Origin of the sequence: Mesorhizobium sp. C268A (genome assembly GCF_040324475.1) — a bacterium.
Lineage (GTDB): Bacteria > Pseudomonadota > Alphaproteobacteria > Rhizobiales > Rhizobiaceae > Mesorhizobium.
The window spans coordinates 1,157,166-1,183,164 of record NZ_JAMYVX010000003.1 but is presented as its reverse complement, the minus strand read 5'-3'; the positions used below and the strand labels follow the sequence as shown (position 1 = coordinate 1,183,164).

At 61.7% G+C, this 25,999-nt stretch carries 29 protein-coding genes and 1 tRNA gene; 26 read left to right on the top strand and 4 right to left on the bottom strand.

The genetic code is table 11. The features are described from left to right. On the bottom strand, positions 1-333 hold a 333-nt coding region (locus tag NKL06_RS32635; protein ID WP_352581635.1), incomplete at its 3' end, for a hypothetical protein. 194 nt (positions 334-527) lie between these two features. Between NKL06_RS32635 and coaD the strand changes: the two genes are divergently transcribed. The 7 genes from coaD to tgt all read left to right on the top strand — a co-directional run bounded on the left by coaD (position 528) and on the right by tgt (position 5,180). Beyond that, on the top strand, positions 528-1,028 hold the full coding sequence (gene coaD, locus NKL06_RS32630) for a pantetheine-phosphate adenylyltransferase (RefSeq protein WP_023693395.1): 501 nt from the start codon (positions 528-530) through the stop codon (positions 1,026-1,028). 169 nt (positions 1,029-1,197) lie between these two features. Beyond that, positions 1,198-1,692 (top strand): peptidylprolyl isomerase, encoded by a 495-nt coding sequence (locus tag NKL06_RS32625; protein WP_245267149.1) that lies wholly within the window; start codon positions 1,198-1,200, stop codon positions 1,690-1,692. Positions 1,693-1,735: 43 nt separating this feature from the next. Then, complete coding sequence (locus NKL06_RS32620; RefSeq protein WP_023693397.1) at positions 1,736-2,248, top strand: peptidylprolyl isomerase; 513 nt, start codon at positions 1,736-1,738, stop codon at positions 2,246-2,248. A gap of 12 nt (positions 2,249-2,260) precedes the next feature. After that, entirely contained in the window at positions 2,261-2,710 is a 450-nt protein-coding gene (locus NKL06_RS32615) for a DMT family transporter (protein ID WP_023693398.1), read from the top strand. Further along, positions 2,710-3,798 (top strand): tRNA preQ1(34) S-adenosylmethionine ribosyltransferase-isomerase QueA, encoded by a 1,089-nt coding sequence (queA, locus tag NKL06_RS32610; RefSeq protein ID WP_023693399.1) that lies wholly within the window; start codon positions 2,710-2,712, stop codon positions 3,796-3,798. The genes NKL06_RS32615 and queA overlap by 1 nt, the downstream gene beginning before the upstream one ends. Next, positions 3,788-4,057, top strand: a complete 270-nt coding sequence (locus NKL06_RS32605) for a hypothetical protein (protein ID WP_023684641.1) — start codon at positions 3,788-3,790, stop codon at positions 4,055-4,057. Before queA ends, NKL06_RS32605 begins: the two co-directional genes overlap by 11 nt. After that, entirely contained in the window at positions 4,050-5,180 is a 1,131-nt protein-coding gene (gene tgt, locus NKL06_RS32600; protein ID WP_023693400.1) for a tRNA guanosine(34) transglycosylase Tgt, read from the top strand. The genes NKL06_RS32605 and tgt overlap by 8 nt, the downstream gene beginning before the upstream one ends. A gap of 6 nt (positions 5,181-5,186) precedes the next feature. On the opposite strand, the gene NKL06_RS32595 is transcribed toward tgt, so the two are convergent. Further along, entirely contained in the window at positions 5,187-5,609 is a 423-nt protein-coding gene (locus NKL06_RS32595) for a DUF4864 domain-containing protein (RefSeq protein ID WP_023693401.1), read from the bottom strand. Between the two features lie 192 nt (positions 5,610-5,801). On the opposite strand from NKL06_RS32595, the gene NKL06_RS32590 reads away from it, so the two are divergent. From NKL06_RS32590 to NKL06_RS32505, 18 genes are all read left to right on the top strand, one after another. Next, positions 5,802-6,413: a DsbA family protein gene (locus tag NKL06_RS32590; RefSeq protein WP_023693402.1), complete on the top strand. Its 612-nt coding sequence runs from the start codon at positions 5,802-5,804 to the stop codon at positions 6,411-6,413. A 68-nt stretch (positions 6,414-6,481) separates the two neighbouring features. Continuing rightward, positions 6,482-6,718 carry an Lrp/AsnC family transcriptional regulator gene (locus tag NKL06_RS32585; RefSeq protein ID WP_023670963.1) on the top strand — a complete coding sequence of 79 codons (237 nt, stop codon included), beginning with the start codon at positions 6,482-6,484 and terminating at the stop codon, positions 6,716-6,718. Positions 6,719-7,025: 307 nt separating this feature from the next. Further along, the gene (locus NKL06_RS32580) at positions 7,026-8,438 is read left to right on the top strand and encodes a circularly permuted type 2 ATP-grasp protein (RefSeq protein WP_023670964.1); all 1,413 of its coding nucleotides are present in this window, start codon (positions 7,026-7,028) and stop codon (positions 8,436-8,438) included. 150 nt (positions 8,439-8,588) lie between these two features. Next, positions 8,589-9,530 carry an alpha-E domain-containing protein gene (locus NKL06_RS32575; RefSeq protein ID WP_023693403.1) on the top strand — a complete coding sequence of 314 codons (942 nt, stop codon included), beginning with the start codon at positions 8,589-8,591 and terminating at the stop codon, positions 9,528-9,530. A gap of 85 nt (positions 9,531-9,615) precedes the next feature. Then, on the top strand, positions 9,616-10,410 hold the full coding sequence (locus tag NKL06_RS32570; protein ID WP_023693404.1) for a transglutaminase family protein: 795 nt from the start codon (positions 9,616-9,618) through the stop codon (positions 10,408-10,410). A 32-nt stretch (positions 10,411-10,442) separates the two neighbouring features. Further along, positions 10,443-11,174: a proteasome-type protease gene (locus tag NKL06_RS32565; RefSeq protein ID WP_023684646.1), complete on the top strand. Its 732-nt coding sequence runs from the start codon at positions 10,443-10,445 to the stop codon at positions 11,172-11,174. An 89-nt stretch (positions 11,175-11,263) separates the two neighbouring features. Continuing rightward, positions 11,264-12,679: a pyridoxal phosphate-dependent decarboxylase family protein gene (locus tag NKL06_RS32560; protein ID WP_023693405.1), complete on the top strand. Its 1,416-nt coding sequence runs from the start codon at positions 11,264-11,266 to the stop codon at positions 12,677-12,679. Positions 12,680-12,693: 14 nt separating this feature from the next. After that, positions 12,694-13,140: a hypothetical protein gene (locus NKL06_RS32555; protein WP_023693406.1), complete on the top strand. Its 447-nt coding sequence runs from the start codon at positions 12,694-12,696 to the stop codon at positions 13,138-13,140. Positions 13,141-13,255: 115 nt separating this feature from the next. Continuing rightward, complete coding sequence (locus tag NKL06_RS32550) at positions 13,256-14,023, top strand: DeoR/GlpR family DNA-binding transcription regulator (RefSeq protein ID WP_023670971.1); 768 nt, start codon at positions 13,256-13,258, stop codon at positions 14,021-14,023. 117 nt (positions 14,024-14,140) lie between these two features. Further along, positions 14,141-15,661, top strand: a complete 1,521-nt coding sequence (glpD, locus tag NKL06_RS32545) for a glycerol-3-phosphate dehydrogenase (RefSeq protein ID WP_023693407.1) — start codon at positions 14,141-14,143, stop codon at positions 15,659-15,661. Positions 15,662-15,699: 38 nt separating this feature from the next. Then, positions 15,700-16,779 (top strand): ABC transporter ATP-binding protein, encoded by a 1,080-nt coding sequence (locus NKL06_RS32540; protein ID WP_023670973.1) that lies wholly within the window; start codon positions 15,700-15,702, stop codon positions 16,777-16,779. Between the two features lie 10 nt (positions 16,780-16,789). After that, positions 16,790-17,881, top strand: a complete 1,092-nt coding sequence (locus NKL06_RS32535; RefSeq protein ID WP_023693408.1) for an ABC transporter ATP-binding protein — start codon at positions 16,790-16,792, stop codon at positions 17,879-17,881. Beyond that, complete coding sequence (locus NKL06_RS32530; protein ID WP_023693409.1) at positions 17,882-18,748, top strand: carbohydrate ABC transporter permease; 867 nt, start codon at positions 17,882-17,884, stop codon at positions 18,746-18,748. A gap of 1 nt (position 18,749) precedes the next feature. Beyond that, the gene (locus tag NKL06_RS32525) at positions 18,750-19,664 is read left to right on the top strand and encodes a carbohydrate ABC transporter permease (RefSeq protein ID WP_023670976.1); all 915 of its coding nucleotides are present in this window, start codon (positions 18,750-18,752) and stop codon (positions 19,662-19,664) included. A 67-nt stretch (positions 19,665-19,731) separates the two neighbouring features. After that, on the top strand, positions 19,732-20,019 hold the full coding sequence (locus NKL06_RS32520; protein ID WP_023693410.1) for a DUF2160 domain-containing protein: 288 nt from the start codon (positions 19,732-19,734) through the stop codon (positions 20,017-20,019). A gap of 77 nt (positions 20,020-20,096) precedes the next feature. Continuing rightward, a complete protein-coding gene (locus NKL06_RS32515) occupies positions 20,097-21,824 on the top strand; it encodes an ABC transporter substrate-binding protein (protein ID WP_023670978.1) in 1,728 nt (575 codons plus the stop codon). Positions 21,825-21,913: 89 nt separating this feature from the next. Continuing rightward, a complete protein-coding gene (gene glpK / locus NKL06_RS32510) occupies positions 21,914-23,407 on the top strand; it encodes a glycerol kinase GlpK (protein ID WP_023693411.1) in 1,494 nt (497 codons plus the stop codon). Positions 23,408-23,429: 22 nt separating this feature from the next. After that, the gene (locus NKL06_RS32505) at positions 23,430-23,906 is read left to right on the top strand and encodes a DUF6882 domain-containing protein (protein ID WP_023670980.1); all 477 of its coding nucleotides are present in this window, start codon (positions 23,430-23,432) and stop codon (positions 23,904-23,906) included. 90 nt (positions 23,907-23,996) lie between these two features. Here the strand turns inward: NKL06_RS32505 and NKL06_RS32500 are convergent, their stop codons facing one another. Continuing rightward, entirely contained in the window at positions 23,997-24,488 is a 492-nt protein-coding gene (locus NKL06_RS32500; protein ID WP_023693412.1) for a BA14K family protein, read from the bottom strand. 322 nt (positions 24,489-24,810) lie between these two features. Between NKL06_RS32500 and NKL06_RS32495 the strand changes: the two genes are divergently transcribed. Beyond that, positions 24,811-24,886 (top strand) — tRNA-Lys (locus NKL06_RS32495). A gap of 47 nt (positions 24,887-24,933) precedes the next feature. On the opposite strand, the gene NKL06_RS32490 is transcribed toward NKL06_RS32495, so the two are convergent. Continuing rightward, a complete protein-coding gene (locus NKL06_RS32490; RefSeq protein ID WP_023693413.1) occupies positions 24,934-25,995 on the bottom strand; it encodes an ABC transporter ATP-binding protein in 1,062 nt (353 codons plus the stop codon). Positions 25,996-25,999: the final 4 nt, after the last annotated feature.

Sequence of the window (25,999 nt, the reverse complement as noted above, 5' to 3'; positions counted from 1 at the left end):
ATCTTCAACACCGCCGAAGGCGAGAAGGTGGTTTCGGTCGAACGGATTTCGGAGCCGCAGGCCGACGAGGATGTCGAAGAGGGTGTCATTGAGGCCGGCGCCGGAGATGCCGTACCGGACAGCACCGAATAGGTTTGAGCAACAACGCCGGCCCGATGGGCCGGCGCAAACAAGAACTAGCAATAAATCAGGGGCGACGGTGGGCCAGCGAGCGCCGAAACCTTCGAACCGCTTTGTGCGGACACGGACGCGCTCTGCCTCGCTATGCAATCCGAATGCGGTGGCGATCAGCATGGCGACGGTCATTGCGGTGGCGAGCATGTAGATCAGCATGTGCGTGTTCTCCTGCGCCTATCCAACGGTTAGATCGGGTTTTGGTTTCATCTTCCGAAGTGCAAACTAGCGAACGCGGCGTGAAGTCTTCGTGATCAAGGCATTCATCTGTCGTTCATGTCTGCGAAAAGGTTCACGCAGATGTTCCCAATCGCATTTGCCTTCCGCCCATTGCCCCGCTAGAAGCACCTCCCATGACCGATCGCATCGCCCTTTATGCCGGCTCCTTCGACCCGCTGACCAACGGCCATCTCGATGTGCTGAAGGCATCGCTGGCTGTCGCCGACACGGTATATGCGGCGATCGGCACCCATCCCGGCAAGACGCCGCTGTTTTCCTTCGACGAACGGGTGAAGCTGATCGAGGCCGCGACGAACGCCGAGTTCGGCCGCAACGGAGCCCGCATTAGGGTTGTCGCCTTTGACGGGCTGGTCATCGACGCGGCCCGCAAGCATGGCGCCTCGATCATGATCCGAGGCCTGCGCGACGGCACCGATCTCGATTACGAGATGCAGATGGCTGGCATGAACGAGACCATGGCGCCGGAACTGCAGACGGTTTTTCTGCCCGCCAGCCCATCGGTACGCACCATTACCGCCACACTTGTGCGCCAGATAGCCTCGATGGGCGGAGACATCCGTCCCTTCGTACCGGCCGCCGTTGCCGGTGCGCTCACCGCCAAATTCGCGAAATAGTGCATGTCGCCCCAAAGTGGATGCCGGTTTTTGGGGCAACGACATGCACCCTAACAAAGACCTTCGGAGATCCCTTATGCAGCTGAAAAAGCTCGCCTCGTTCCTCGTCGTGCTTGCCGGTCTCGTGACCGCATCCGTTTCGGCCTTCGCCGCCGAACCGGAAAACACCATGGTCATCACCTTGAAGAACGGCGACGTCACCGTCGCGCTACGCCCCGACCTGGCACCCAAGCATGTCGCCCAGATCAAGAAGCTGGTGCGCGAAGGCGCTTATAACGATGTCGCATTCCACCGGGTCATCAACGGCTTTATGGCGCAGACCGGCGACGTCAAGTTCGGCAACATGAAGAAGGGGTTCAGCCCCGAGGCCGTCGGCACTGGCGGTTCAGACCTGCCCGACCTGCCGGCCGAATTCTCGCAGAGCGAACATTTCAAGCGCGGCACGCTCGGCATGGCCCGCTCGCAGGACCCGAACTCCGCCAATTCGCAGTTCTTCATCATGTTCGCGCCGGCGCCGAACCTCGATGGCCAGTACACCATCGTTGGCAGTGTCGTCAGCGGCATGGAGCTGGTGGACAAGATCAAGAAGGGCGACGAGGCCGACAACGGCACGGTCAGCGAGCCCGACCGCATGATCAAGGTACGCATCGCCGCCGACAAGTAAACCAATCAAATCAATCTGTTTTCTGAGATAAAGGATATACGACATGGCTGAGATCAAGGACCGCGAGAACGCGCTCATCCTGGAAACGACCAAGGGCAAGGTCGTCATCGAACTGTTCCCCGATTTGGCTCCCGGCCACGTCGCCCGCATCAAGGAACTGGCCCGCGAAGGCGCCTATGACGGCGTGGTCTTCCACCGCGTCATCGAAGGCTTCATGGCGCAGACCGGCGACGTGAAGTTCGGCAATTCGTCGAAGCCGACCTTCGCGCCTTCGCGTGCGGGCATGGGCGGCTCGGAAAAGCCGGACCTGAAGGCTGAGTTCTCCAACGCCAACCATGGCCGCGGCACCTGCTCGATGGCCCGTTCGCAGAACCCGAACTCGGCCAATTCGCAGTTCTTCATCTGCTTCGACGATGCTGCTTTCCTCAACCGCCAGTACACGGTCTGGGGCCAGGTCATCGAAGGCATGGACAATGTCGACAAGATCAAGCGCGGCGAGCCGGTGGTCGATCCCGACAAGATCGTGTCGCTGAAGGTCGCGGCCGACGTCAGGTAAGGACAAACGAAGATGATGGGCGTGGTCTGGTCGCTGCTCGGCATCCTGTCAGGCGCCTTCATCGCCGTCCAGGCGCCGATCAACTCGCAGCTGGCGCGCGGCCTGGGGCTCCCGGTCGCGGCTGCTGCGTTTTCGTTCCTGTCGGGCGCGATCGTGCTTGGTATCATCTCCATTGCCGTTGTGCGGCTGCAGGACATCTCGCTCGACTGGAAGGCGCCGGCGCCTTGGCTGTTCATCGCCGGCGGCATGCTCGGCGGTTTCTATGTTACCCTGTCAACCATTCTTACGCCGCGCATTGGTGCAGCCGCGTTGATGGCGTTCCTGGTTGCCGGCCAGTTGCTGGCCGGCATGCTGATCGATCGCGTCGGCTTTCTCGGCGTGGCGGTGCGCGAGATTTCGCTCGGCCGCATCGCCGGCGCGGTGCTGCTGTTGGCCGGAGCGCTGCTCGTCCGGCTCTACTGATGCGCGTCGATCTCTTCGACTTCGACCTGCCGGAGGAGCGCATCGCGCTGCGCCCGGCCGAGCCGCGCGACAGCGCCAGAATGCTGGTGGTCAGGCCAGGCGAAGACTTTGCGGACCGCGCGGTGCGCGACCTTCCGTCCTTGCTCAGAACGGGCGACGTGCTGGTCTTCAACGACACCAAGGTCATTCCTGCCCAGTTGAGAGGCATCAGGCGGCGCGGCGAAGCGCAGGCGCAGGTCGACGCCACGCTGCATATGCGCATGGCGCCGGACCGCTGGCTGGCCTTCATGCGGCCGGGCAAGCGCGTCGCCGCCGGCGACCGCATCCATTTCGGCCATGACGGCAATTCCTGTTTTCTCGGCCAACTCGACGCCACGGTGATCGAGAAGGGCGACGCCGGCGAGGCGTTGCTCGGCTTCGACCTCTCCGGCCCGTTTCTCGACGAGGCGCTGCATGCCGTCGGCCGCATCCCGCTGCCGCCCTATATCGCGTCGAAGCGCGACGACGACGCGCGCGACCTGACCGACTACCAGACCATCTATGCCAAAGAGGAAGGTGCTGTGGCAGCGCCCACCGCCGGCCTGCATTTCACGCCGGAACTGTTTGCAGCACTCGACGCTAAAGGCATCGAACGCCGCTTCGTCACCTTGCATGTCGGCGCCGGCACCTTCCTGCCGGTCAAGGCGGACGACACCGCTGACCACAAGATGCATGCCGAGACCGGCTCGGTCAGCGAAGCAACAGCCGACGCTCTGAATGGCGCCAAGGCGCGGGGCGGGCGCATCATCGCTGTCGGCACGACCTCGCTGCGCCTGCTGGAGAGCGCGGCACGGCCTGATGGCTCGCTGACCGCCTGGTCCGGCCCGACCGACATCTTCATCACGCCGGGCTATCGCTTCCGCACCGCCGATCTGCTGATGACCAATTTCCATCTGCCGCGTTCGACGCTGTTCATGCTGGTTTCGGCCTTCAGCGGCCTAGATACGATGCGTGCGGCCTATGCTCATGCCATCGGGAACAATTACAGGTTCTATTCCTACGGAGATGCAAGCCTGCTTTATCGAGCGGAGATGAGCGATGGACGATGATCTGCAAGCCTTTGATCGCGAGAGCCTGATCGCCGAAGTGAAGAAACTCCGTGCCGGCATACGCCAGCATCGAGATTCTACCGGCCATGATTTATGCTGGCATCATCCCAACCTGTGGGACCTGCTGCCGGAAAAGACCGATCCATCGATTGCCGTGCCGCCATGGCCGAAATTCATGCGCGGCTGCATCCAATACCGCCAGTCGCTCGACAGGCAGGCGCCAGGCGCGCCTGTCCATGACAAGGAATTCAATGGCTGAGACATTCACCTTCAAGATCCTCGCCACCGACGGCAAGGCGCGGCGCGGTTCCATCACCATGCCGCGCGGCGAAATCCGCACGCCGGCCTTCATGCCGGTCGGCACCGGCGGCACGGTCAAGGCCATGTATATGGACCAGGTGCGCGGCGTCGGCGCCGACATCATCCTGGGCAATACCTATCATCTGATGCTGCGCCCCGGCGCCGAGCGCGTGGCGCGGCTTGGTGGGTTGCATGAATTCGCCCGCTGGCCGCAGCCGATCCTGACCGACAGTGGCGGTTTTCAGGTCATGTCGCTGTCGAAGCTCAGAAAATTGACCGAGAAGGGCGTCACCTTTCGCTCGCACATTGACGGCGCTGCCTACGAGATGTCGCCGGAGCGCTCGATCGAGATCCAGGGCCTGCTCGATTCCGACATCCAGATGCAGCTCGACGAATGCACAGCGCTGCCGGCCGACCTCAAGCAGATCGAGCGCGCGATGGAGCTGTCGCTGCGCTGGGCCGAGCGCTGCAAGACAGCGTTCGGCGATCAGCCCGGCAAGGCGATGTTCGGCATCGTCCAGGGTGGCGACAACGCAGCTCTCAGGGTGCGTTCGGCGCAGGCGCTGAGCGCGATGGAGCTGAAGGGCTATGCGGTCGGCGGCCTGGCCGTCGGCGAACCGCAAGCGGTGATGCTGGATATGCTGGAGATCACCTGTCCGGAATTGCCTGACAACAAGCCTCGATATCTCATGGGCGTCGGCACGCCGGACGACATCGTGAAATCGGTGGCGCGCGGCATCGACATGTTCGACTGCGTGATGCCGACCCGCGCCGGCCGCCATGGCCTGGCCTATACCAGGCGCGGCAAGGTCAATCTCAGGAATGCCCGCCATGCGGACGATCCGCGGCCGCTGGACGAGGAGAGTGACTGCCCGGCGGCACGCGACTATTCACGCGCCTATCTGCATCATCTCGTGCGCTCGCAAGAGGCGCTGGGGGCGATGCTTCTGACCTGGAACAACCTGTCCTACTATCAGAAGCTGATGCAGGACATTCGCGCCGCGATCGAGGCAAAGGCCTTCGAGGCGCGCACATCAGACATTTCAGAGGGATGGGCGAGGGGCGATATTCCGGTGCTATAAGCACATCTAGGTGCTGAGCGAATTCGCTGCGCGCAAGCTGCAGCCGGTGATTTGAAAGCTGCCGTCGGGCTGCTGTTCCAGCGTGTAGACCGCCTCATAGTCCTTGCCGTCGGGTCCGACGATCAGCACTTGCTGGACTATCGAAGTTGGCCCCATCTGCTCGACCTTGCCGAAGGAATAGCTCTGCGGCTGGCGCACCGGCGGATAGCCGTTGGTCACCATGTTCATGAAGGTGTCGACGGTCGGAAAGATGCGCTTCACATTCGGAGCGGCGAAACTGTACGCCTTGGCGCCATCATTGGCGATGAGCGCCTTCAACTGACCATCGATGACAGCCTGGCCGGCCTTGACTTCGGCATCGCCGGCAAGGGCTGCCGAGACGAACAACGCGAACAGCAATGAAGCGACTGCGAATGCGATGCGGCGCATGGCCTGTCTCCCGTGTCCCCAACAAACCTGTCCCAGGACGCATCATACCATACGCTTGGCGGGGCCTCACGGTTTCAGCAACCGCAAATATTCGCCACGCAAGTGCCACAAGATCATGCTTAAGCCTCCTTTAACGCGGGGCGCGCATCGTAGGGACGGGTGGGGACCCGTTCGCGCAACCAGGGGACGACCATGTTCAAGCAGCCGATCGACCGGCGCCTTTTGCTGAAGGGCGCGGCAAGCCTCGCAGTTTTGGCTCCCTTGCCCGCCTGGGCAAGCACCGGGCCGACCGTCACGGAAGTCGCCTTCGATCCCGCCATTCCAGCGCTCGGCAACCCCGATGGCGACGTCACCATCGCCGAATTCGTCGACTATCAGTGCCCGATCTGCAAGCTCGTCTTCGTCGAGCTGAAGAAGTTGATGGAAGAGGACAACGGCGTCCGGCTTGTGATGAAGGACTGGCCGATCTTCGGCGACGTGTCGCGCGACGCGGCGCGGGTGACGCTGCTGAGCGGCGAACACTATGGCGCGGCGGTCGATGCGCTGATGACCAACCAGCGCGGCCTTTCGGAACGCCGCACCAACGACATCCTTTCTTCCGTCGGTGTCGATGTGGCGATGGTGCGTGCAGACCTCGCCATCCGTGAACCCGACATCGACGCTGCCCTTGTCCGCACCGAAGCCCAGGCGACGGCTTTCAAGCTGCGCGGCACGCCAGCCCTGGTCATCGGCGGCAACCTGTACCGGCGCGGCATGCCCGTGTCCGAACTGAGACAAGCCGTCGCCAAGGCCCGCTCGGCCTGATGCTTGAAAGCCGGGCGGCAGTCTGCCACAAGGGCCGCTTGAGTGCTGAAGCTTGATCGGGACCGGCAATGAAGACGTTTTTCATGCAGATAAAGTGCGATCTGGGCAAGTCCTATGAGGTCGCCAGCGCGCTCGCCGATGCCGAAATCGCCTCGGAGATCTACTCGACCGCCGGCAATTACGACTTGCTTGCCAAATTCTACGTCGACGACGAGGAAGATGTCGGCCACTTCGTCAACGAGAAAGTGCAGATTATTCCCGGAATCAAGGACACCTTCACGGTCGTCACTTTCCGCGCATTCTAAAGCAATTCCAGGAAAAGTGTGAAGCGGTTTTCCGTCCGGAATTGCGGCAAAGCAAAAAGCCATGGCAGGTCGCCGTTTCCATGAAACGGTGAACTGCTATGGCCGCATCAGGCACTTGCCCGGTGAACTGCTAGAGCCGCATCAGGCACTTGCCCGGCGACAAGGCAGAGCCTGATTAAGGTCCTGTTCCGACTGCCCGAATTTTGGGCAGTCGGAACATACTGATCGCCGATATCCTCCAAATCACCGATTGCGCTTGATTTTCTCCCGCGACGCCAGTGAAATGGCGTCACAGGGGAGTATGCGATTGGCAGCGTTCGATGAAATGCTTCCGGAAGTTTCCGGGCTTAGACAACCGTATACGGCTTACGACCGCTGGCTGAAGGAGCAGGACCCGGCCAGGCTTACCGAAAAGATGCAGGACGCCGAGCGCGTCTTCCGCAAGACCGGCATTACCTTCGCCGTCTATGGCGAGCAGGAAGCCTCCGAGCGGCTGATCCCCTTCGACATCGTGCCGCGCATCATCTCCGGCAATGAATGGCGAAGGCTGACGCAAGGCATCGAGCAGCGCGTGCAGGCGCTGAACGCTTTCCTCGACGACATTTACCACCGCCAGGAAATCCTGCGCGCCGGCCGCGTGCCGAGGGAGCTGATCGCCAGGAACGAGGCGTTCCTGCCGGAAATGATCGGAGTGCGGCCACCGGCCGGCGTCTACACCCACATTATCGGCGTCGATATCGTCCGCATCTCCGAGAACGAGTTCTACGTGCTGGAGGACAATGCGCGCACGCCGTCGGGCGTCTCCTACATGCTGGAGAACCGCGAGACGATGATGCAGCTCTTTCCCGAGCTGTTCCAGCAGATCAAGGTGCGGCCGGTGGAGAATTATCCGCAATTGCTGCGCCAGTCGCTGGCGGCAGTGCGGCCGCAAAGCACCAAGGGTGCACCGACCATTGCCGTGCTGACACCGGGCAGCTTCAACTCCGCCTATTTCGAACATGCCTTCCTCGCCGACCAGATGGGCGTGCAACTGGTCGAAGGCCAGGATCTGCGCGTTGTAGACGGCCACGTCGCTATGCGCACGACCGAAGGCTACAAGCAGATCGACGTGCTTTACCGGCGCGTCGACGATTCCTTCCTCGATCCGCTGACCTTCCGGCCGGACTCGGCCCTTGGCGTGCCCGGCATCATGGACGTCTACCGCGCCGGCAACATCACCATCGCCAACGCGCCGGGAACCGGCATCGCCGACGACAAGGCGATTTATTCCTACATGCCCGACATCGTCGAGTTCTACACCGGCCGCAAAGCCATCCTCGGCAACATCCCGACCTGGCGCTGCTCGGAGCCCGACAGCCTGAAATACGTGCTCGAACACATCCATGAGCTGGTCATCAAGGAAGTGCACGGCTCCGGCGGCTACGGCATGCTGGTCGGCCCGGCTGCGACCAAGAAGGAATGCCAGGATTTCGCCAAGAAGCTGCAGGCGAAGCCCTCCAACTACATCGCCCAGCCGACGCTGGCGCTGTCGACTTGCCCGATCCTGACCGAAAAAGGCCTGTCGCCGCGCCATGTCGATCTCAGGCCCTATGTTCTGGTCTCCGACCGAATCCAGATCGTTCCCGGCGGCTTGACGCGGGTGGCGCTGAAGGAGGGGTCGTTGGTCGTGAATTCCTCGCAAGGCGGCGGGACGAAGGATACGTGGGTGTTGGACGATTAGGTAGACAGTAGGCAGTAGGCAGTAGGCAGTAGGCAGTAGGCAGTAGGCAGTAGGCAGTAGAGGGACAAGAAATGCCATATTCCACAGAGAATCAAATGCTTACTAATCCCTACTCACTATTCCCTACTCACTAGTCCGAAGGGTCTTGCCATGCTTCTCGGTCGCACCGCCAACGGGCTCTACTGGATGAACCGTTATATCGAGCGGGCGGAAAACATGGCGCGTCTGGTCGATGCCGGCCTTCGCATGGCGCTGACCCGCACCCAGAGCGCGTCGGAAGAGTGGAATTCGGTGCTGCTCAGCGCCGGCTCCGACGTCACCTTCACGCAGAAATACAAGGACTACACCGCCGCCAATGTCGCCGACTTCCTGCTGCGCGACACCTCGAACCCGTCGAGCACGATGTCGGCGATCGAGACCGCTCGCAACAATGCCCGCATGGTGCGCACCGCGCTGACGCGCGAGACCTGGGAGAGCATCAACGAAGCCTGGATGGCCCTGAAGCGCATGCTGGCAAAGCCGATCGACGAGCGCGACCTGCCGAGTGTGCTCGACGCCATCAAACGCGAGACGGCGCTGATCCGCGGCTCGTTCTACGGCACGATGCTGCGCAACGAGATCTTCGACTTCTCACAACTCGGCACCTATGTCGAGCGGGCCGACAACACGGCACGCATCCTCGACGTGAAATACTACGTGCTGCTGCCGTCGATCTCCTGGGTCGGCTCGAGCCTCGACAACTACCAATGGGAATCGATCCTGCGCTCGGTGTCGGCGCACCGTTCCTATCGCTGGGTCTATGAGGCCGACTACAAACCGACCAATATTGCCGACTATCTGATCCTCAATGTGCGCATGCCGCGTTCGCTGACCTTCTGTTATCGTTTTCTCGCCGAGCATCTGAAGTTCCTGGGCGACGACTATGGCGACCGTCATGCCTGCCACGCCACCGTCGACAGGACACAGGCGATGCTGCAGGCAGGGTCGATCAAGGACATATTCGACGCCGGCCTGCACGAATTTCTGGCCAGGTTCATTCAAGACAACACCAAGCTTGGCGAAGAGATCGCACAAGATTACCGGTTCAATTGAGCATGATCGCGAACCGGAGGGCCGCGCTAGCGACAAGTGGGACCCGGTTTTCGGATAAGATCATGCTTACAAACGGAAAATAGGCATGCGGCTCAAGATCACCCACCGTACCGAATACCGCTACGACGCGCCGGTGCACTATCTGTTGCAGCGGCTACGCCTGTTACCGGTCAGCGGACCGACGCAGACCGTCTTGTCCTGGGCGCTGAAGATCGAGGGCGCGCGAGAGGAAGTCCGCTTTAACGACCATTTCGGCAACGATAACAGGCTGTTGAGCGTCGAGGGCGAGCGCGACTTCATCACCGTCGAGGCCTCCGGCGAGGTTGTCACGCGCGACACAGCGGGCGTCTCGGGTCCGCATCACGGCTTTGCGCCACTGTGGCTGTTCAGCCAGGAGACAGCTTTGACCATCCCCGGCGAGGGCATAAGCGAGCTTGCCGCGGCGGTCGGCAAAGGTACCGACATCGAAAGGCTGCATCGGCTGATGGCGCTGATCGTCCAGCGCGTCGCCTACACGCCGGGCACCACCAGCGTGACGACCCCGGCGGAAGAGGCATTGGCGCTGAAGACCGGCGTTTGCCAGGATCACAGCCACATCTTTGTCACCGCAGCCCGCGTCATGGGTTTTCCGGCCCGCTATGTCAGTGGCTATCTGATGATGGATGCGGCCATCGAGCAGGCGGCAAGCCATGCCTGGGCCGAAGCCCATGTTCAGGGTCTCGGCTGGGTCGCCTTCGACGCCGCCAACGGCATTTCCCCCGATGAACGCTATGTCAGGGTAGCCACCGGCCGTGATTATCGCGACGCCTCGCCGGTGTCGGGAATTCGACTGGGACAGGCGGAGGAACAGCTTGCAGTCACCGTCACGGTAGAGCAGTAGTCTCCGGCAAGATTGCTGCCTGAAGAGATTCCATGACTTATTGCGTCGGCCTCAAGATCGATCGTGGGCTCGTGTTCATGTCGGACACGCGCACCAATGCAGGGATGGATTCGATCTCCACTTTCAAGAAGATGCATGTCTGGGAAGAGCCAGGCGAGCGCGTCATCGTACTGATGTCGGCCGGCAATCTGGCTACGACGCAGGCCGTGGTCAGCCTGCTCGACGAGCGCACCAAGGCGGTGGCGGAACGCCACGCGACGCTGCTCGAGACCCCATCCATGTACCAGACGGTGCGGCTGGTCGGCGACACCGTCAAGGAAGTCATCGCCAGTTCGTCGCCTGCCGGCGAAAAAGCAGATTCCTATTTCAACGCCTCCTTCATCCTCGGCGGCCAGATCAAGGGCAGCCCGCCACGGCTGTTCATGATCTATCCCGAGGGAAATTTCATCGAATCCACTGACGACACGCCGTTCTTCCAGATCGGCGAGACCAAATACGGCAAGCCGATCATCATCCGTGCCTATGAAAGGACGATGAGCCTGGCTGAAACGGTCAAGCTCTTGCTGGTATCGTTCGATTCGACGCTGAAATCGAACCTGTCCGTCGGCCTGCCTCTCGACCTGCTGTTCCTGGAGGAGGACACGTTCACGGTGGGTTTGAAAAAGCGCATCGGCCAGGACGATCGATATTATCGTGCTATTTCCGAAGGCTGGTCGAACGCGTTGAAGACGGCCTTTGCCAGCCTGCCGGATTTTCCGGGGTAGCGCGGGAACCTTCGTCGCGGTTGCCTGTCTCTATTTAACATGTTAATCAAAATTCAAACGGCTGGCTGATCGGCGCGTCGGGAGGATCCATGGACAACGAGCAATTCCGCGACTGGTCGAGGCGCGCCGCCGACTGGGGCGCTGATTACCGCGCCGGCCTTCGCGATCGGCCCGTGCGACCTGCCATAGCGCCGGGCGAGATCTTCAGGAGCATCGAAGCTTCTCCGCCGGAGGCCGCGGAATCGATAGAGACGATCTTCGCCGATTTCGAAGCCAAGATCGTGCCCGGCATGACGCATTGGCAGCATCCGCGTTTCTTTGCTTATTTCCCGGCCAATGCAGCACCCGTCTCGGTGGTGGCCGAATATCTGGTCTCTGCGATGGCCGCGCAGTGCATGCTGTGGCAGACTTCGCCGGCGGCGACAGAGCTTGAGACGCGCATCGTCGACTGGATGCGCCAGGCGCTCGGCCTGCCCGAAGGCTTTTCCGGCGTGATCCAGGACTCCGCATCATCGGCGACGCTGGCCGCCTTGTTGACCATGCGCGAGCGCACGCTCGACTGGCAGGGCAACAAGAAGGGTCTTTCCGGGCAGGGCAGGCTGCGCGTCTATTCCTCCGATCAGGTGCACACCTCGATCGACCGCGCCATCTGGGTCGCCGGCATTGGCGAGGAAAACCTCGTCCGCATTCCCGTCGCCGGCACCTACCGCGCCATGGATACCGCGGCTTTGGAAGCGGCGATTGTTGCCGACCGCGCGGCCGGCCTATTGCCGGCCGGCATCATCGCGTGCGTCGGCAGCACCAGCACCGGCGGCACCGACGACATCGCTGAAGTGGCCGCGGTGGCCAAACGCCAGGGGCTCTATCTGCATATCGACGCCGCCTGGGCCGGATCGGCGATGATCTGTCCGGAATACCGGCATTTCTGGACCGGTGTCGAGGGCGCGGACTCGATCGTCTTCAACCCGCACAAATGGCTGGGCGCGCAATTCGACTGCTCGATCCAGTTCGTCCGCCAGCCGGAGGATCTCGTGCGCACGCTGGCGATCAAGCCGGACTATCTGAAAACTCGCGGCCATGACGGCATCATCAACTACTCCGAATGGTCGGTGCCTCTCGGCCGTCGCTTCCGGGCGCTGAAGCTGTGGTTCCTGCTGCGCGCCCATGGCCTCGAGGCGCTGCGCACCATGATCCGCAATCACGTCGCCTGGAGCGAACGCATAGCCGGGCGCCTGGCCGAGGAGGAGGATTTCGAGCTCGCCAGCCAGCCGATGCTGTCGCTGTTCTCGTTCCGGCATCGCGCCGCATCCGGCGTTGACTCCGACGAGCACAATTTGCGTCTGGTCGACGCCATCAACAATGACGGCCGTATCTACCTGACGCAGACGCGTGTCGATGGCCGGGTCGCCATCCGCTTCCAGGCAGGCCAGTTCGAGACAACCGCGGCCGATGTCGATACCGCCTTCACTGTCATCTGCGAGTGTGCAAGATCGCTGAGGGACTGACAGGGATTGCCCGGGTGGTTGCCGCCGCCGGGGCAAGCCAGCAAGGACTTGCGAGCAAGCATATGGCCGGAAGGGCTGAAGGGGTTAGCCAGAATCTGACGGGCGTCTGGAGCGGGCGCTATTTCTATCCGCGCGAACTGCCGCCGGTTTCCTTCGTTGCAACGCTGATCGAGACGGCAACCAGCTTGACGGGGATGACCCACGAACCGGCGGCGACCAGCACGGCAAGATACGCAAGCCTGCAGGGGCAGCGAGAGGGCAACGCCGTCTCCTTTACCAAGACATACGACAAGGCCGAATTGAAGGCGCACCCGATTCACTACAGCGGCATCATCAACGGTGATGCAACCGAGATCAAAGGCACTTGGCGGATCCCGGGATACTGGTCCGGCAATTTCCTGATGATCCGCTCGCCAGGTAAAGTCGCGGCTGTCACCCGCAAGGTGGCGGAGCGGGTCTGAGCCGTATCTGCCCGGTTCGCCTTTGCAATCATCGATATTTCATTAGCCGGCGTCTCCCTTTTCATTGCTTTCGTTTTCAGCTACAAACAAGAAAAACGAAAACGGGAGGTTCTCAGTGTATTTGTCGCCGCGCCATGCCGAAATCATCCAGATGGCGAAGGACCATGGCCGTGTGCTGGTCGATGACCTCGCCACGCATTTCAACGTGACGCCACAGACCATCCGCAAGGACCTCAACGATCTCTGCGACCAGCGGCTGCTGACGCGCATCCATGGCGGGGCCCTGTTCCCGTCCGGCATCGAGAACATGGAGTATGAGGCGCGCCGCAAGATTGCCGCCGACGAGAAGGAGGCCATCGGCCGCGCGGCGGCCAGGCTGATACCCGACAACGCCTCCCTGTTCATCAACATCGGCACCACGACCGAGTCGGTCAGCAAGGCGCTGCTCGACCATACCGGGCTGATGGTCATCACCAATAATATCAATGTTGCCAACAGGATGCGCATCTATCCTTCGATCGAGGTGGTAATCGCCGGCGGCGTCGTGCGTGGCTCCGACGGCGGCGTTGTCGGCGAGGCCGCGGTCGATTTCATCAGGCAGTTCAAGGTCGACTATGCGGTGATCGGCGCCTCGGCCATCGACCATGACGGCGCGTTGCTCGATTTCGACTTTCGCGAAGTGAAAGTGGCGCAAGCCATCATCGCCAATGCCAGGCATGTCATCCTGGTGTCCGACCAGACCAAGTTCGAACGCACCGCGCCGGTTCGCATCGGCCATCTCTCGCAAGTCAACACCTTCATCACCGACCGTTGTGACATCCCGTCGGTGCGCAAGATCTGCGAGGAAGCGGAGGTTCAATTGATCGAAACGTCGCTCGGCTAAGCTATCGATCACGGTCCCGTTACATTTCGTTTGACATTCGTTCTTATTTCGAAATAATCCCGCTACGGTTTCGTAAAAACCTAAAAATGCTGCAATGCGAAATCGCGGGAGGGCTTTGTGGACGCAGTCCGTGACATCTTCGTCATCGGTGGCGGCATCAATGGCTGCGGCATCGCCCGCGACGCCGTTGGGCGGGGCTTTTCGGTATTTCTGGCCGAGATGAACGATCTTGCCAGCGGAACCTCCTCCGGCTCGACCAAGCTGATCCACGGCGGTCTGCGCTACCTCGAATTCTACGAGTTCCGGCTGGTGCGCGAGGCGCTGATGGAGCGCGAGGTTCTGTGGAAGAACGCGCCGCACATCATCTGGCCGATGCGCTTCGTGCTGCCCTATGCCAAGGGCCTGCGCCCGGCCTGGCTGATCCGGCTCGGCCTGTTCCTCTACGATCATATTGGTGGCCGCAAATTGCTGCCGGCGACCCGGACACTGGACATGTCCAAGGATCCGGCGGGCAAGCCGCTGAAGCCGCTGTTTCACAAGGCCTTCGAGTACTCGGACGGCTGGGTCAACGATGCCCGGCTGGTGGTGTTGAACGCGCGTGACGCCGCCGACCGCGGCGCCACCATCCGCACCCGCACGAAAGTCGTCGGGGCGCGGCGCGAAGGCGATCTATGGGCGATCCGCGTGGAAGATGTGCGGACGGGAGATGCTGACGAGGTCAAGGCCCGGCTGCTGGTCAATGCCGCCGGTCCATGGGTCGACCACGTCCTGTCGACCACCGTGGGCCAGAACGACGTGCACAATGTGCGCCTGGTGCAGGGCAGTCATATCGTCATCAAAAAGAAATTCGATGATCCGCGCGCCTACTTCTTCCAGAACAAGGACGGGCGCATCATCTTCGCCATCCCTTACGAGGAAGAATTTACGCTGATCGGCACCACCGATCGCGACTATCCCGGCGATCCGCATGACGTGAAGATCAGCGACACCGAGATCGACTATCTCTGCGCGGCGGCGAGCGAATATTTTGCTGAAGCCGTGACGCGTCCCGACATCGTCTGGACCTATTCGGCCGTGCGCCCGCTCTACGACGACGGCGCTTCGAAGGCGCAGGAAGCGACCCGCGACTATGTGCTGAAAGCCGATGGCGGCGAGGGCAAGGCGCCGATCGTCAACGCTTTCGGCGGCAAGATCACCACCTACCGCCGGTTGTCGGAATCGATGCTGGAAAAGATCGAAGGTTTTCTCGGCAAGCGCGGCAAGCCGTGGACGGCGAACGCGCCCTTGCCGGGCGGCGATTTCCCGGCCACCGGTTTCGACGCCCAGGTGGCGAAGCTGAAGAGCGCCTTTCCTTTCATCGACCAGCGCCTGGCGCGTCGGTTGACCCGGCTTTACGGCACGCGCGCGCAAGTGCTGCTCGGCCTCGCCAAGTCGAACGCCGATCTCGGCCGCAATTTCGGCGCCGATCTCTATGAGGCCGAGGTACGCTACCTCAGCGAAAACGAATGGGCGCTGACCGCCGAAGATGTATTGTGGCGTCGCACCAAGCGCGGTCTGCATCTCAGCCGCGAACAGGCCTCGGCGCTTGACGAATTCATGCGCGGCATCAGCCGGCGCCATGTCGCGGCAGCGGAATAGGGAAGGCGATTGATGCACAAAGCCTGGGAGGAGGCATCATGCTGGAACTGAGAAACGTGACGAAGATGGTCGGCGCGGTGGAGCATATCCGCGACGTGTCGCTGACGCTTCAGCACGGCTCGCTCAACGTTTTGCTCGGGCCGACACTGTCGGGCAAGACCAGTCTGATGCGGCTCATGGCCGGACTCGACGTGCCGACCACCGGTTCAGTCTGGTTCGACGGCCAGAATGTCACCGGCATGCCGGTGCAGCAGCGCAAGATCGCCATGGTCTATCAGCAGTTCATCAACTACCCCGCGATGACCGTCTACGAGAACATCGCCTCGCCGTTGCGCGTCGCCGGCAACGACCAGGCCAAGATCGACAAGGAGGTCCGCAACGCGGCAGGGCTTTTGAAGCTCACACCCTATCTCGACCGCACGCCGCTCAGCCTGTCCGGCGGCCAGCAGCAGCGTACGGCGCTGGCCCGCGCCATCGTCAAGAATGCCAGCCTGGTGCTGCTCGACGAGCCGCTCGCCAACCTCGACTACAAATTGCGCGAGGAGCTGCGCGCCGAACTGCCCAAGATATTTGCCGCCGCCGGCACTATTTTCGTCTACGCCACGACCGAGCCGCATGAAGCCTTGCTGCTCGGCGGCAATACGGCTACGCTGTCCGAGGGGCGGATCACCCAATTCGGGCCGACCATCGACGTCTTCCGCAAGCCGATCGACCTGGTGACGGCGAAAACCTTTGCCGATCCGCCGCTCAACACCATCGTGCTGGCCAAGAAAGGTCCCGATTTCCTTCTCGAGGGCGGCGTCAAGCTGCCGGTACCGGCCGAACTCGCCGGCATTTCCGACGCCAACTACACGATCGGCTTCCAGCCGCATCATCTGTCGCTCGAGCGGCCCAACGCTGCCGCGGTGCCTGTGCGCGCCAAGGTGACGATCACCGAGATCACCGGCTCGGAAAGCTTCATCCATCTCGATTTTGCCGATGCGCGCTGGGTCATGCTGACCCACGGCATTAGAGATTTCGAGCCCGACGCCGAGATCGAGGTGTTTATCGATCCGCGCCACATCATGGTCTTCGACAGCAACGGCAGCGCCGTCGCCGCGCCGAAGCTTGCGGCCTGAGGGGGAAGAGATGGCGCGCATCGACGTCAATCATGTCAGGCACTCCTACCTGCCCAGTCCGCAGAAGGATGCCGATTTTGCGCTGCGGGAAGTGCACCACACATTCGAGGATGGCGGCGCCTACGCGCTGCTTGGGCCTTCGGGTTGCGGCAAGACCACGCTGCTCAACATCATTTCGGGACTTTTGCACCCCTCGCACGGTGAGTTGCTGTTCAACGGCAAGGACGTCACCAATCTGTCGACGCAGGAGCGCAACATCGCGCAGGTGTTCCAGTTCCCGGTCATCTACGACACCATGACCGTTTACGACAATCTTGCCTTCCCGCTGCGCAACCGCGGCGTGCCGGAGGCCGATGTCGACCGCAAGGTGCGCGAGACGCTGGAGATGATCGACCTGGCGTCGTGGGCGAAGAAGAAGGCGAGGGGCCTGACCGCCGACCAGAAGCAGAAGATCTCGCTCGGCCGCGGCTTGGTGCGCTCGGATGTCAATGCTATCCTGTTCGACGAACCGCTGACGGTTATCGATCCGCACATGAAGTGGGTGCTGCGCTCGCAGTTGAAGCAACTGCACCGCCGCTTCGGCTACACCATGGTCTATGTCACCCATGACCAGACCGAGGCGCTGACCTTCGCCGACCAGGTCGTCGTCATGTATGATGGCGGCATCGTCCAGATCGGCACGCCGGCTGAATTGTTCGAGCGCCCGCGCCACACATTCGTTGGTTACTTCATCGGCTCGCCCGGCATGAACGTCATGCCGGTGGCGATCGACGGCAAGACCGCGACCATTGGCAGCCAGCGCATCGAGCTGCCCGGCGCGCCAAAGACCGCCGCTGGGAGCTCCGGCGCCATCGAACTCGGCATCCGCCCCGAATATGTCAGGCTCGGCCGTGACGGCATGGCGGTTAAAATCAGCAAGGTCGAGGATCTCGGCCGCCACAAGGTGGTGCGCGCCAGCCTCGAAGGCCGCGAGATCGCTGCCGTCATCGGCGAGGACGAGAGCGTGCCGGCCGACCCAAAGGTTCGCTTCGATCCGGCCGGCATCAACATCTATGCCGATTCCTGGCTGGTTGAGATGGGGCGTGTCGAGATGGGGGCATAGATGGAAAAGACCTGGAACAACAAGGCCTGGTTCCTGGTGCTGCCGGTGCTGGTGCTGGTGGCGTTCTCGGCCGTCATTCCGCTGATGACGGTCGTCAACTATTCGGTGCAGGACACCTTCGGCAACAACGTCTTCTTCTGGGCAGGCACCCAGTGGTTCGAGGAACTGCTGTCGTCCAGCCGCTTCTGGGAAGCGATGGTGCGCAACCTGATCTTCTCCTTCATCATTCTGGCCATCGAAGTGCCGCTCGGCATATTCATCGCGCTCAACATGCCGAAGAAGGGCTGGGGCGTGCCGGTCTGCCTGGTGCTTATGTCGTTGCCGCTGCTCATTCCGTGGAACGTTGTCGGCACCATCTGGCAGGTCTTCGGCCGCAACGACATCGGCCTGCTCGGCTACTACGTCAACGCGCTCGGCATCGACTACAATTACGTTCAGGATCCGTTCGACGCCTGGGTCACCATCATCATCATGGACGTCTGGCACTGGACCAGCCTTGTCGTGCTGCTCTGCTATGCCGGCCTGGTTTCGATCCCGGATGCCTTCTACCAGGCGGCCAAGATCGACGGCGCCTCGCGCTTGGCGGTGTTCCGTTATATCCAGCTGCCGAAGATGCAGCGTGTGCTTTTGATCGCCGTGCTGTTGCGCTTCATGGATAGCTTCATGATCTACACCGAGCCCTTCGTCGTCACCGGCGGCGGCCCCGGCAACTCGACCACCTTCCTGTCGATCGACCTCGTCAAGACCGCGCTCGGCCAGTTCGACCTCGGTCCGGCGGCCGCCATGTCGCTGGTCTACTTCCTGATCATCCTGTTGTTGTCGTGGGTGTTCTACACCGTGATGACCAACTACGACGCGGACCGCTGAGATGAGCGGCGCCAACGAAAGAGCCGACAGAGTGAGCGAAACCACCGCTTCGGGAAAATTGGCGAGCACGCTTTCGCAGGATCAGGTCGCCCGGCTGATGCGCAAGCGCGGCGAGGAATCGCGCTGGTGGTGGATCGTGCCGACGATCTACATCATCGTGCTTCTGCTGCCGATCTACTGGCTCATCAACATGAGCTTCAAGACCAATGCCGAGATCGTCTCCTCGCTGACGCTCTATCCGCATCAGCCTACGATCGCCAACTACGTCACCATCTTTACCGACGCCTCCTGGTATTCGGGCTACATCAATTCGATCACCTATGTGGTGATGAACATGGTGATCTCGGTGGCCGCAGCGCTGCCGGCGGCCTACGCCTTTTCGCGCTACCGCTTCCTCGGCGACAAGCATCTGTTCTTCTGGCTGCTGACCAACCGCATGGCGCCGCCGGCAGTGTTCGCGCTGCCGTTCTTCCAGCTCTATTCGGCTTTCGGCCTGATCGACACCCACATCGCTGTGGCGCTGGCGCACTGCCTGTTCAACGTGCCGCTGGCGGTGTGGATCCTCGAAGGCTTCATGTCGGGCGTGCCCAAAGAGATCGACGAAACAGCCTATATCGACGGCTACTCGTTCCCGCGCTTCTTCGTCAGGATATTCATGCCGCTGATCGCCAGTGGCATCGGTGTCGCCTGCTTCTTCTGCTTCATGTTCTCATGGGTCGAACTTTTGATCGCCCGCACGCTGACCACCACTGACGCCAAGCCCATCGCCGCCACCATGACCCGCACCGTTTCGGCCGCCGGCATGGATTGGGGCCTGCTCGCCGCCGCCGGCGTGCTGACGCTGATCCCCGGCGCGCTCGTCATCTGGTTTGTCCGCAACTACATCGCCAAGGGCTTCGCCCTGGGGAGGGTGTGATGAAACAAAAGCACGGGTTCATCCTCACCACCACCGCCAAGGGCTTTGCCCTGGGGAGGGTGTCACCATGAATCTCGACCTCACCTGGATGGCGTGGACGTGGCCGACGGCGGCGTTCTTCGGCACCATTCTTCTGCTGCTGTGCGGCATGGCGTTTTGGGAATTTGCCTCGCCGGGCGGCAATCCGCGCGTCGGCGTCCTGCGCTTCGAGACGACGCGCGGCGACCGTCTTTTTCTGTCGCTGCTTGGCAGCGCCTTTATCCATCTCGCTTGGCTGGGTCTTGTCGGATCCAACCTGTGGTGGGCTCTCGCTCTCTCCGTGGTCTACGCCGTCGGCGTGTTCCGCTACGTATAGAGGGGGAAACTGTTGGATCGACCGCGTGCCGGCGGCCGTTCCAGATCGCACTTGAAACCTAAATGTGGAGGAAACCTATGCGACGGCAATTTTTAACATCAACAACTGCCCTTGTCCTGTTGCTCGGGGTAGGCAACGCCTACGCCGGAATGGATGAGGCCAAGGCGTTTCTGGACAAGGAAATCGGCCCGCTGTCGACGCTCGACCGCGCCGGCCAGGAAGCAGAAATGCAGTGGTTCATCGATGCCGCGAAGCCTTTCGCCGGCATGGACATCAAGGTCGTGTCCGAAACCATCGCCACCCACCAGTATGAATCGCAGGTGCTGGCGCCGGCCTTTACCGCCATCACTGGCATCAAGATCACGCATGACGTCATCCAGGAAGGCGACGTCGTCGAGAAGATCCAGACCCAGATGCAGACCGGCCAGAACCTTTATGACGGCTGGGTCAACGATTCCGACCTGATCGGCACCCACTGGCGCTACCAGCAGGTCCGCAACCTGACCGACTGGATGGCGGGCGAGGGCAAGGACGTTACCAATCCGAACCTCGACCTGAAGGATTTTATCGGCACCTCCTTCACCACCGCGCCGGACAAGAAGCTCTATCAGCTGCCCGACCAGCAGTTCGCCAACCTCTACTGGTTCCGTTACGACTGGTTCAACGACGAGAAGAACAAGGCCGACTTCAAGGCGAAATACGGCTACGACCTCGGCGTTCCCGTCAACTGGTCGGCCTATGAGGACATCGCCGAGTTCTTCACCGGCCGCGAGATCGACGGCAAGAAGGTCTATGGCCACATGGACTACGGCAAGAAGGACCCGTCGCTCGGCTGGCGGTTCACTGATGCCTGGCTGTCGATGGCCGGCAACGGCGACAAGGGTCTGCCGAACGGCCTGCCGGTCGACGAATGGGGCATCAAGGTCAACGAGAAATCACAGCCGGTCGGCTCCTGCACGGCGCGCGGCGGCGACACCAACGGCCCGGCTGCCGTCTACTCGATCCAGAAATACCTCGACTGGCTGAAGGCCTACGCTCCGGCCGAAGCCCAAGGCATGACCTTCTCCGAATCCGGCCCGGTGCCGGCACAGGGTGCGGTCGCGCAGCAGATATTCTGGTACACCGCCTTCACCGCTTCGATGGTCGACGCCGGCGCCAAGGCGGTGCTGAACGACGACGGAACGCCGAAGTGGCGCATGGCCCCGTCGCCGCATGGCGTCTACTGGAAGGACGGCATGAAGCTCGGCTATCAGGACGTGGGTTCCTGGACGCTGATGAAGTCGACGCCGACCGACCGCGCCAAGGCCGCCTGGCTCTACGCGCAGTTCGTGACCTCGAAGACGGTCGACGTGAAGAAGAGCCATGTCGGCTTGACCTTCATCCGCGAAAGCACGATCCACGACAAGAGCTTCACCGAACGTGCGCCGAAGCTCGGTGGTCTGATCGAGTTCTACCGCTCGCCGGCCCGCGTTCAGTGGTCGCCGACCGGCACCAACGTGCCCGATTATCCGAAGCTGGCACAGCTCTGGTGGCAGGCGATCGGCGATGCCTCGTCCGGCGCCAAGACGGCGCAGGAAGCCATGGACTCGCTCTGCGCCGAGCAGGAAAAAGTCATGACCCGCATCGAGAAGTCGGGCGTCCAGGGCGATATCGGCCCGAAGATGGCCGAAGAGCATGACCTCGCCTACTGGAACGCCGACGCGGTCAAGAACGGCAATCTCGCGCCTCAGCTGAAGATCGAGAACGAGAAGGAAAAGCCGATCACCATCAACTACGACGAACTGGTGAAGAGCTGGCAGAAGTAATCTTGGCGTACGCGCCAGGATCATAGTGAACGGGGAGGCGGCATCTTGCCGTCTCCCCTGTTTGTATAGGCGAGCTACCGGGAGGACTAATGACCGGATACATCCTTGCAATCGACCAGGGTACGACATCGACCAGGGCGATCCTGTTCGACGGCGCGATGAAGGTCGCCGGCAGCAAGCAGCAGGAATTCACGCAGCATTATCCTGCCTCCGGCTGGGTGGAGCATGATCCGGAAGAGATCTGGGCAAGCGTCGTCGCGACGATCAAAGGCGCGCTGAAGGCCGCCGGCCGCGAGGCCTCGGATGTGGCGGCGATCGGCATCACCAACCAGCGCGAAACCGTCGTCATCTGGGACAAGGCGACCGGCAAGCCGATCCACAATGCCATCGTCTGGCAGGACCGCCGCACCGCGCCGCTCTGCCAGAAGCTGAAGAAACACGGCCTGGAGAAAAAGTTCACCAGAAAAACCGGCCTGCTGCTCGATCCCTATTTCTCCGGCACCAAGATCGCCTGGATGCTGGACAAGGTGAACGGTGCGAGAAAGCGCGCCGAAAAGGGCGAACTGCTCGCCGGCACCATCGACAGTTTTTTGATCTGGCGGCTGACCGGCGGCAAGGTGCATGCGACAGATGCCACCAACGCCTCGCGCACGCTGGTCTACAACATCGAGAAAAATGTCTGGGACGACGAGCTGCTCTCCATCCTGCGCATCCCGGTGGCGATGCTGCCTGAGGTCAAGGATTGCGCCGACGACTACGGCGTGACGGAAAAAAGCCTGTTTGGCGCCGAAATCAAAATCCTTGGCGTGGCCGGCGATCAGCACGCAGCGACCATCGGCCAGGCCTGTTTCGAGCCAGGCATGATGAAATCGACCTATGGCACCGGCTGCTTTGCGCTGCTCAACACCGGCGCCGATCTGGTGCCCTCGAAGAACCGGCTGTTGACCACCATCGCCTATCGGCTGAACGGCAAGACTACCTATGCCTTGGAAGGCTCGATCTTCATCGCGGGTGCCGCCGTGCAATGGCTGCGCGACGGCATCAAGGTGATCGGCAAGGCCGAGCATAGCGGCGTTTTGGCGGCAACCGCCGACCCCACGCAGAACGTCTATCTGGTGCCGGCTTTCGTCGGTCTCGGCGCGCCGCATTGGGACGCCGAGGCGCGTGGCGCGATCTTCGGGCTGACCCGCAACTCTGGCCCGGCGGAGTTCGCCCGCGCGGCGCTGGAATCCGTCGCCTACCAGACGCGCGATCTCCTCGACGCAATGCGCAAGGACTGGAAGGGGGCGTCGGCCAAAACCGTGCTTCGCGTCGACGGCGGCATGGTGGCCTCCGACTGGACCATGCAGCGGCTGGCCGATATCCTCGATGCGCCGGTCGATCGCCCGACCATTCTGGAGACGACGGCGCTGGGTGCGGCGTGGCTTGCCGGCTCGAAAGCAGGCGTGTGGCCGAAGGCGAAGGATTTTGCCAACAGCTGGGCGCTCGAGCGCCGCTTCAAGCCGGACATGGATGCCACGGTGCGTTCGGCAAAACTGGCCGGCTGGCGCGATGCGGTGCGCCGGACGCTGAGCGTACGGTAGTAAATCGTGGCGGGGGAAGGGGATGAATCCACACTGGTATGTCGCCTGGCGCGACGAGGCTGTCGAACAATTGGATGCAAAGAATGCACGCTTGCAGCAGGCGTTCCGACTCGGCAGTTGGCCTCGCTATGACTATGATCTGACAGAAGGAAAGCTTCTGTTCTCGGACAACGGCATCACCAAGGTCGTCGCCGAAATCCAAATCGCCGGATCGACGAGTGCCAAGGCCAGCAACTGGCTCTGGGCTTGGGCAAATTCAAACCTGCCTGGCGAACTGCTTGCCGACGCAAAGCTGGTTCGGTCATTCGGACAGGAGCATTCCATTGATGAGCTGGCTCAATCCTATGCGATAGCTTTGAACAACGACCTGGAAGTGCTCGGCTGGAAGATGACCGCAGTTGCGGTTCGAATCTGCAACGGCCTCGGTGCATACCGTTCTCCGCGTGGTGAAGGCGGAGCCCTGTATCTGATCTTCAAGAGCGTCAATTGGGCCAGCTAATCCGCCGCGCCCGTACCCAAGCAACCTACGGAAAGGCCCGCGCCGTTGCCGGCGCGGGCTTTTCTACACAACACTTGGTACCAACTCAGCTCAATAGGGCGAATTGCACTGCCGACGCGGGCCGTAATTAGGCTGGAATGTGTTGTCCGAAGCGCGGTACGACCGATAGTGGTCGTAGCACCACTGCACATGCGCATCGCCGCGGTTGTTCTCGCTGTTGACGATCGCGCCGGTGATCAAGGCGCCGGTGGCGAAGGCAGCCAGCGGGAACCAGTAGTCGCCGTGACGGCGATAGCCGCGGTGATATTCGCGATAGCCGCGATGGCCATTCCAATAGCTGCCGCCATCATTGTTGCGCGAGAATTGGCGGCCTACGCGGAAATCGCGATTGCCGGAATTGCGGTTGCCGTGGCGCATCCACCGCCAGTTGTCATGACGAGAATCGCCCACATTCACGATGTCGGACGAAGTTGCTGATGACTGGGGCACGAACATCTGGGCGGCATTGGCCGGCATAGCGGCGGCCGCGGCAAACGAAATTGACAGGGTGGTCGCCAGTAGACCCGTTGCGATCTTGTTCATGATCTTCTCCTTGAAGGGTGGTTGACGTCCCTTGTGAGATGAAAACGGCCCGCTCGTGCGATGGTTCCCACCAAAACAGTAAGTTGCTGATTTGTAATGTTTCTCGAATTTGGCGCGTGAGAAAAGGCGCGTTTCGCGCGCCAACAGATCGAAGCGGCGACCACGTTGCGGGAGCGGCTCACCGGGCTGGTGACGACGCAATTTGCGGCGCGTCGGGCGATGGCCGAAACCCCGGTCGAACGGCCATCTTTTTCCGGTTGACCGGTCGCGGCACTCTCCCTATGTTCCGCGCAATTTCGAGGGCGGCCTTTAGAGCCCGCGGGAGCGCGTAGCTCAGCCGGTAGAGCAACTGACTTTTAATCAGTAGGTCTCGGGTTCGAACCCCGACGCGCTCACCAGAAATATTTCGTGCGGAAGTTGCCCTGTCAGCAGCCCCCATCGCCCCCTACAATCGCCGCCCGGTCTTGACGTAGAACAGATGAGCGCAGGCGCGGTCGATCTCGATGCGCATCTGCTCGCCCTGTTTCAGTGCCAGCCGCTCGCGGAAAAGGCAGGAGATTTCTTCTCCGGCGCAGTTGACCCTGGCAAAGATTTCCGAACCCGTTGCTTCCAGAAGCACGATCGTGCCGGGGATTCCTTTGGCGGTCGTCGCTCGGATGTGTTCGGGGCGGATGCCGTAGATGAGGTCGCCGCCGGGTATGTTTGCCAGGTCGATGCCTTCCGGCAGCGGCAAGATCAGTCCACCGGCGCTGCGGAAAACACCTTCCTCGACATGGCCCCGAATGAAATTCATCGCCGGCGAGCCGATGAACCCGGCAACGAAGAGGTTGGCCGGGCGATCGTAGAGATCGAGCGGCGCGCCGATCTGCTCGACAAGGCCGTCATGCAGCACGACGATCTTGTCGGCCATGGTCATGGCCTCGATCTGGTCGTGGGTAACGTAGATGGTGGTGGTTCCCAGCCGCTGGTGCAGCGCCTTGATCTCGCCGCGCATCTGCACGCGCAATTTGGCGTCGAGATTGGACAGCGGCTCGTCGAACAGGAACACCTGCGGGTCGCGCACGATGGCGCGGCCCATGGCGACGCGCTGGCGCTGGCCGCCGGAAAGCTGACGCGGATAGCGGTCGAGCAGCTTGTCCAGGCCGAGAATGCTGGCGGCCCTGCCGACGCGGCCGGCGGTGTCGGCCGGATCGGCTTTCTTGATCTTCAGGGCAAAGCCCATATTGTCGGCCACCGTCATATGCGGATAGAGCGCGTAGTTCTGGAACACCATGGCGATGTTTCGGTCGCGCGCCCTGAGATTGTTGACGAGGCGATCGCCAATGGCGATCCTGCCGCCCGAGATCGTTTCCAGTCCGGCAATCATGCGCAGCAGCGTCGACTTTCCGCAGCCCGACGGCCCGACCAGGATGACGAATTCGCCATCGGCGATGTCGACGCTGACATCGTGGATGATCTTGGCGGCTCCGAAAGCCTTCTGAACGTTGTTGATTGTTACCGATGCCATTGGA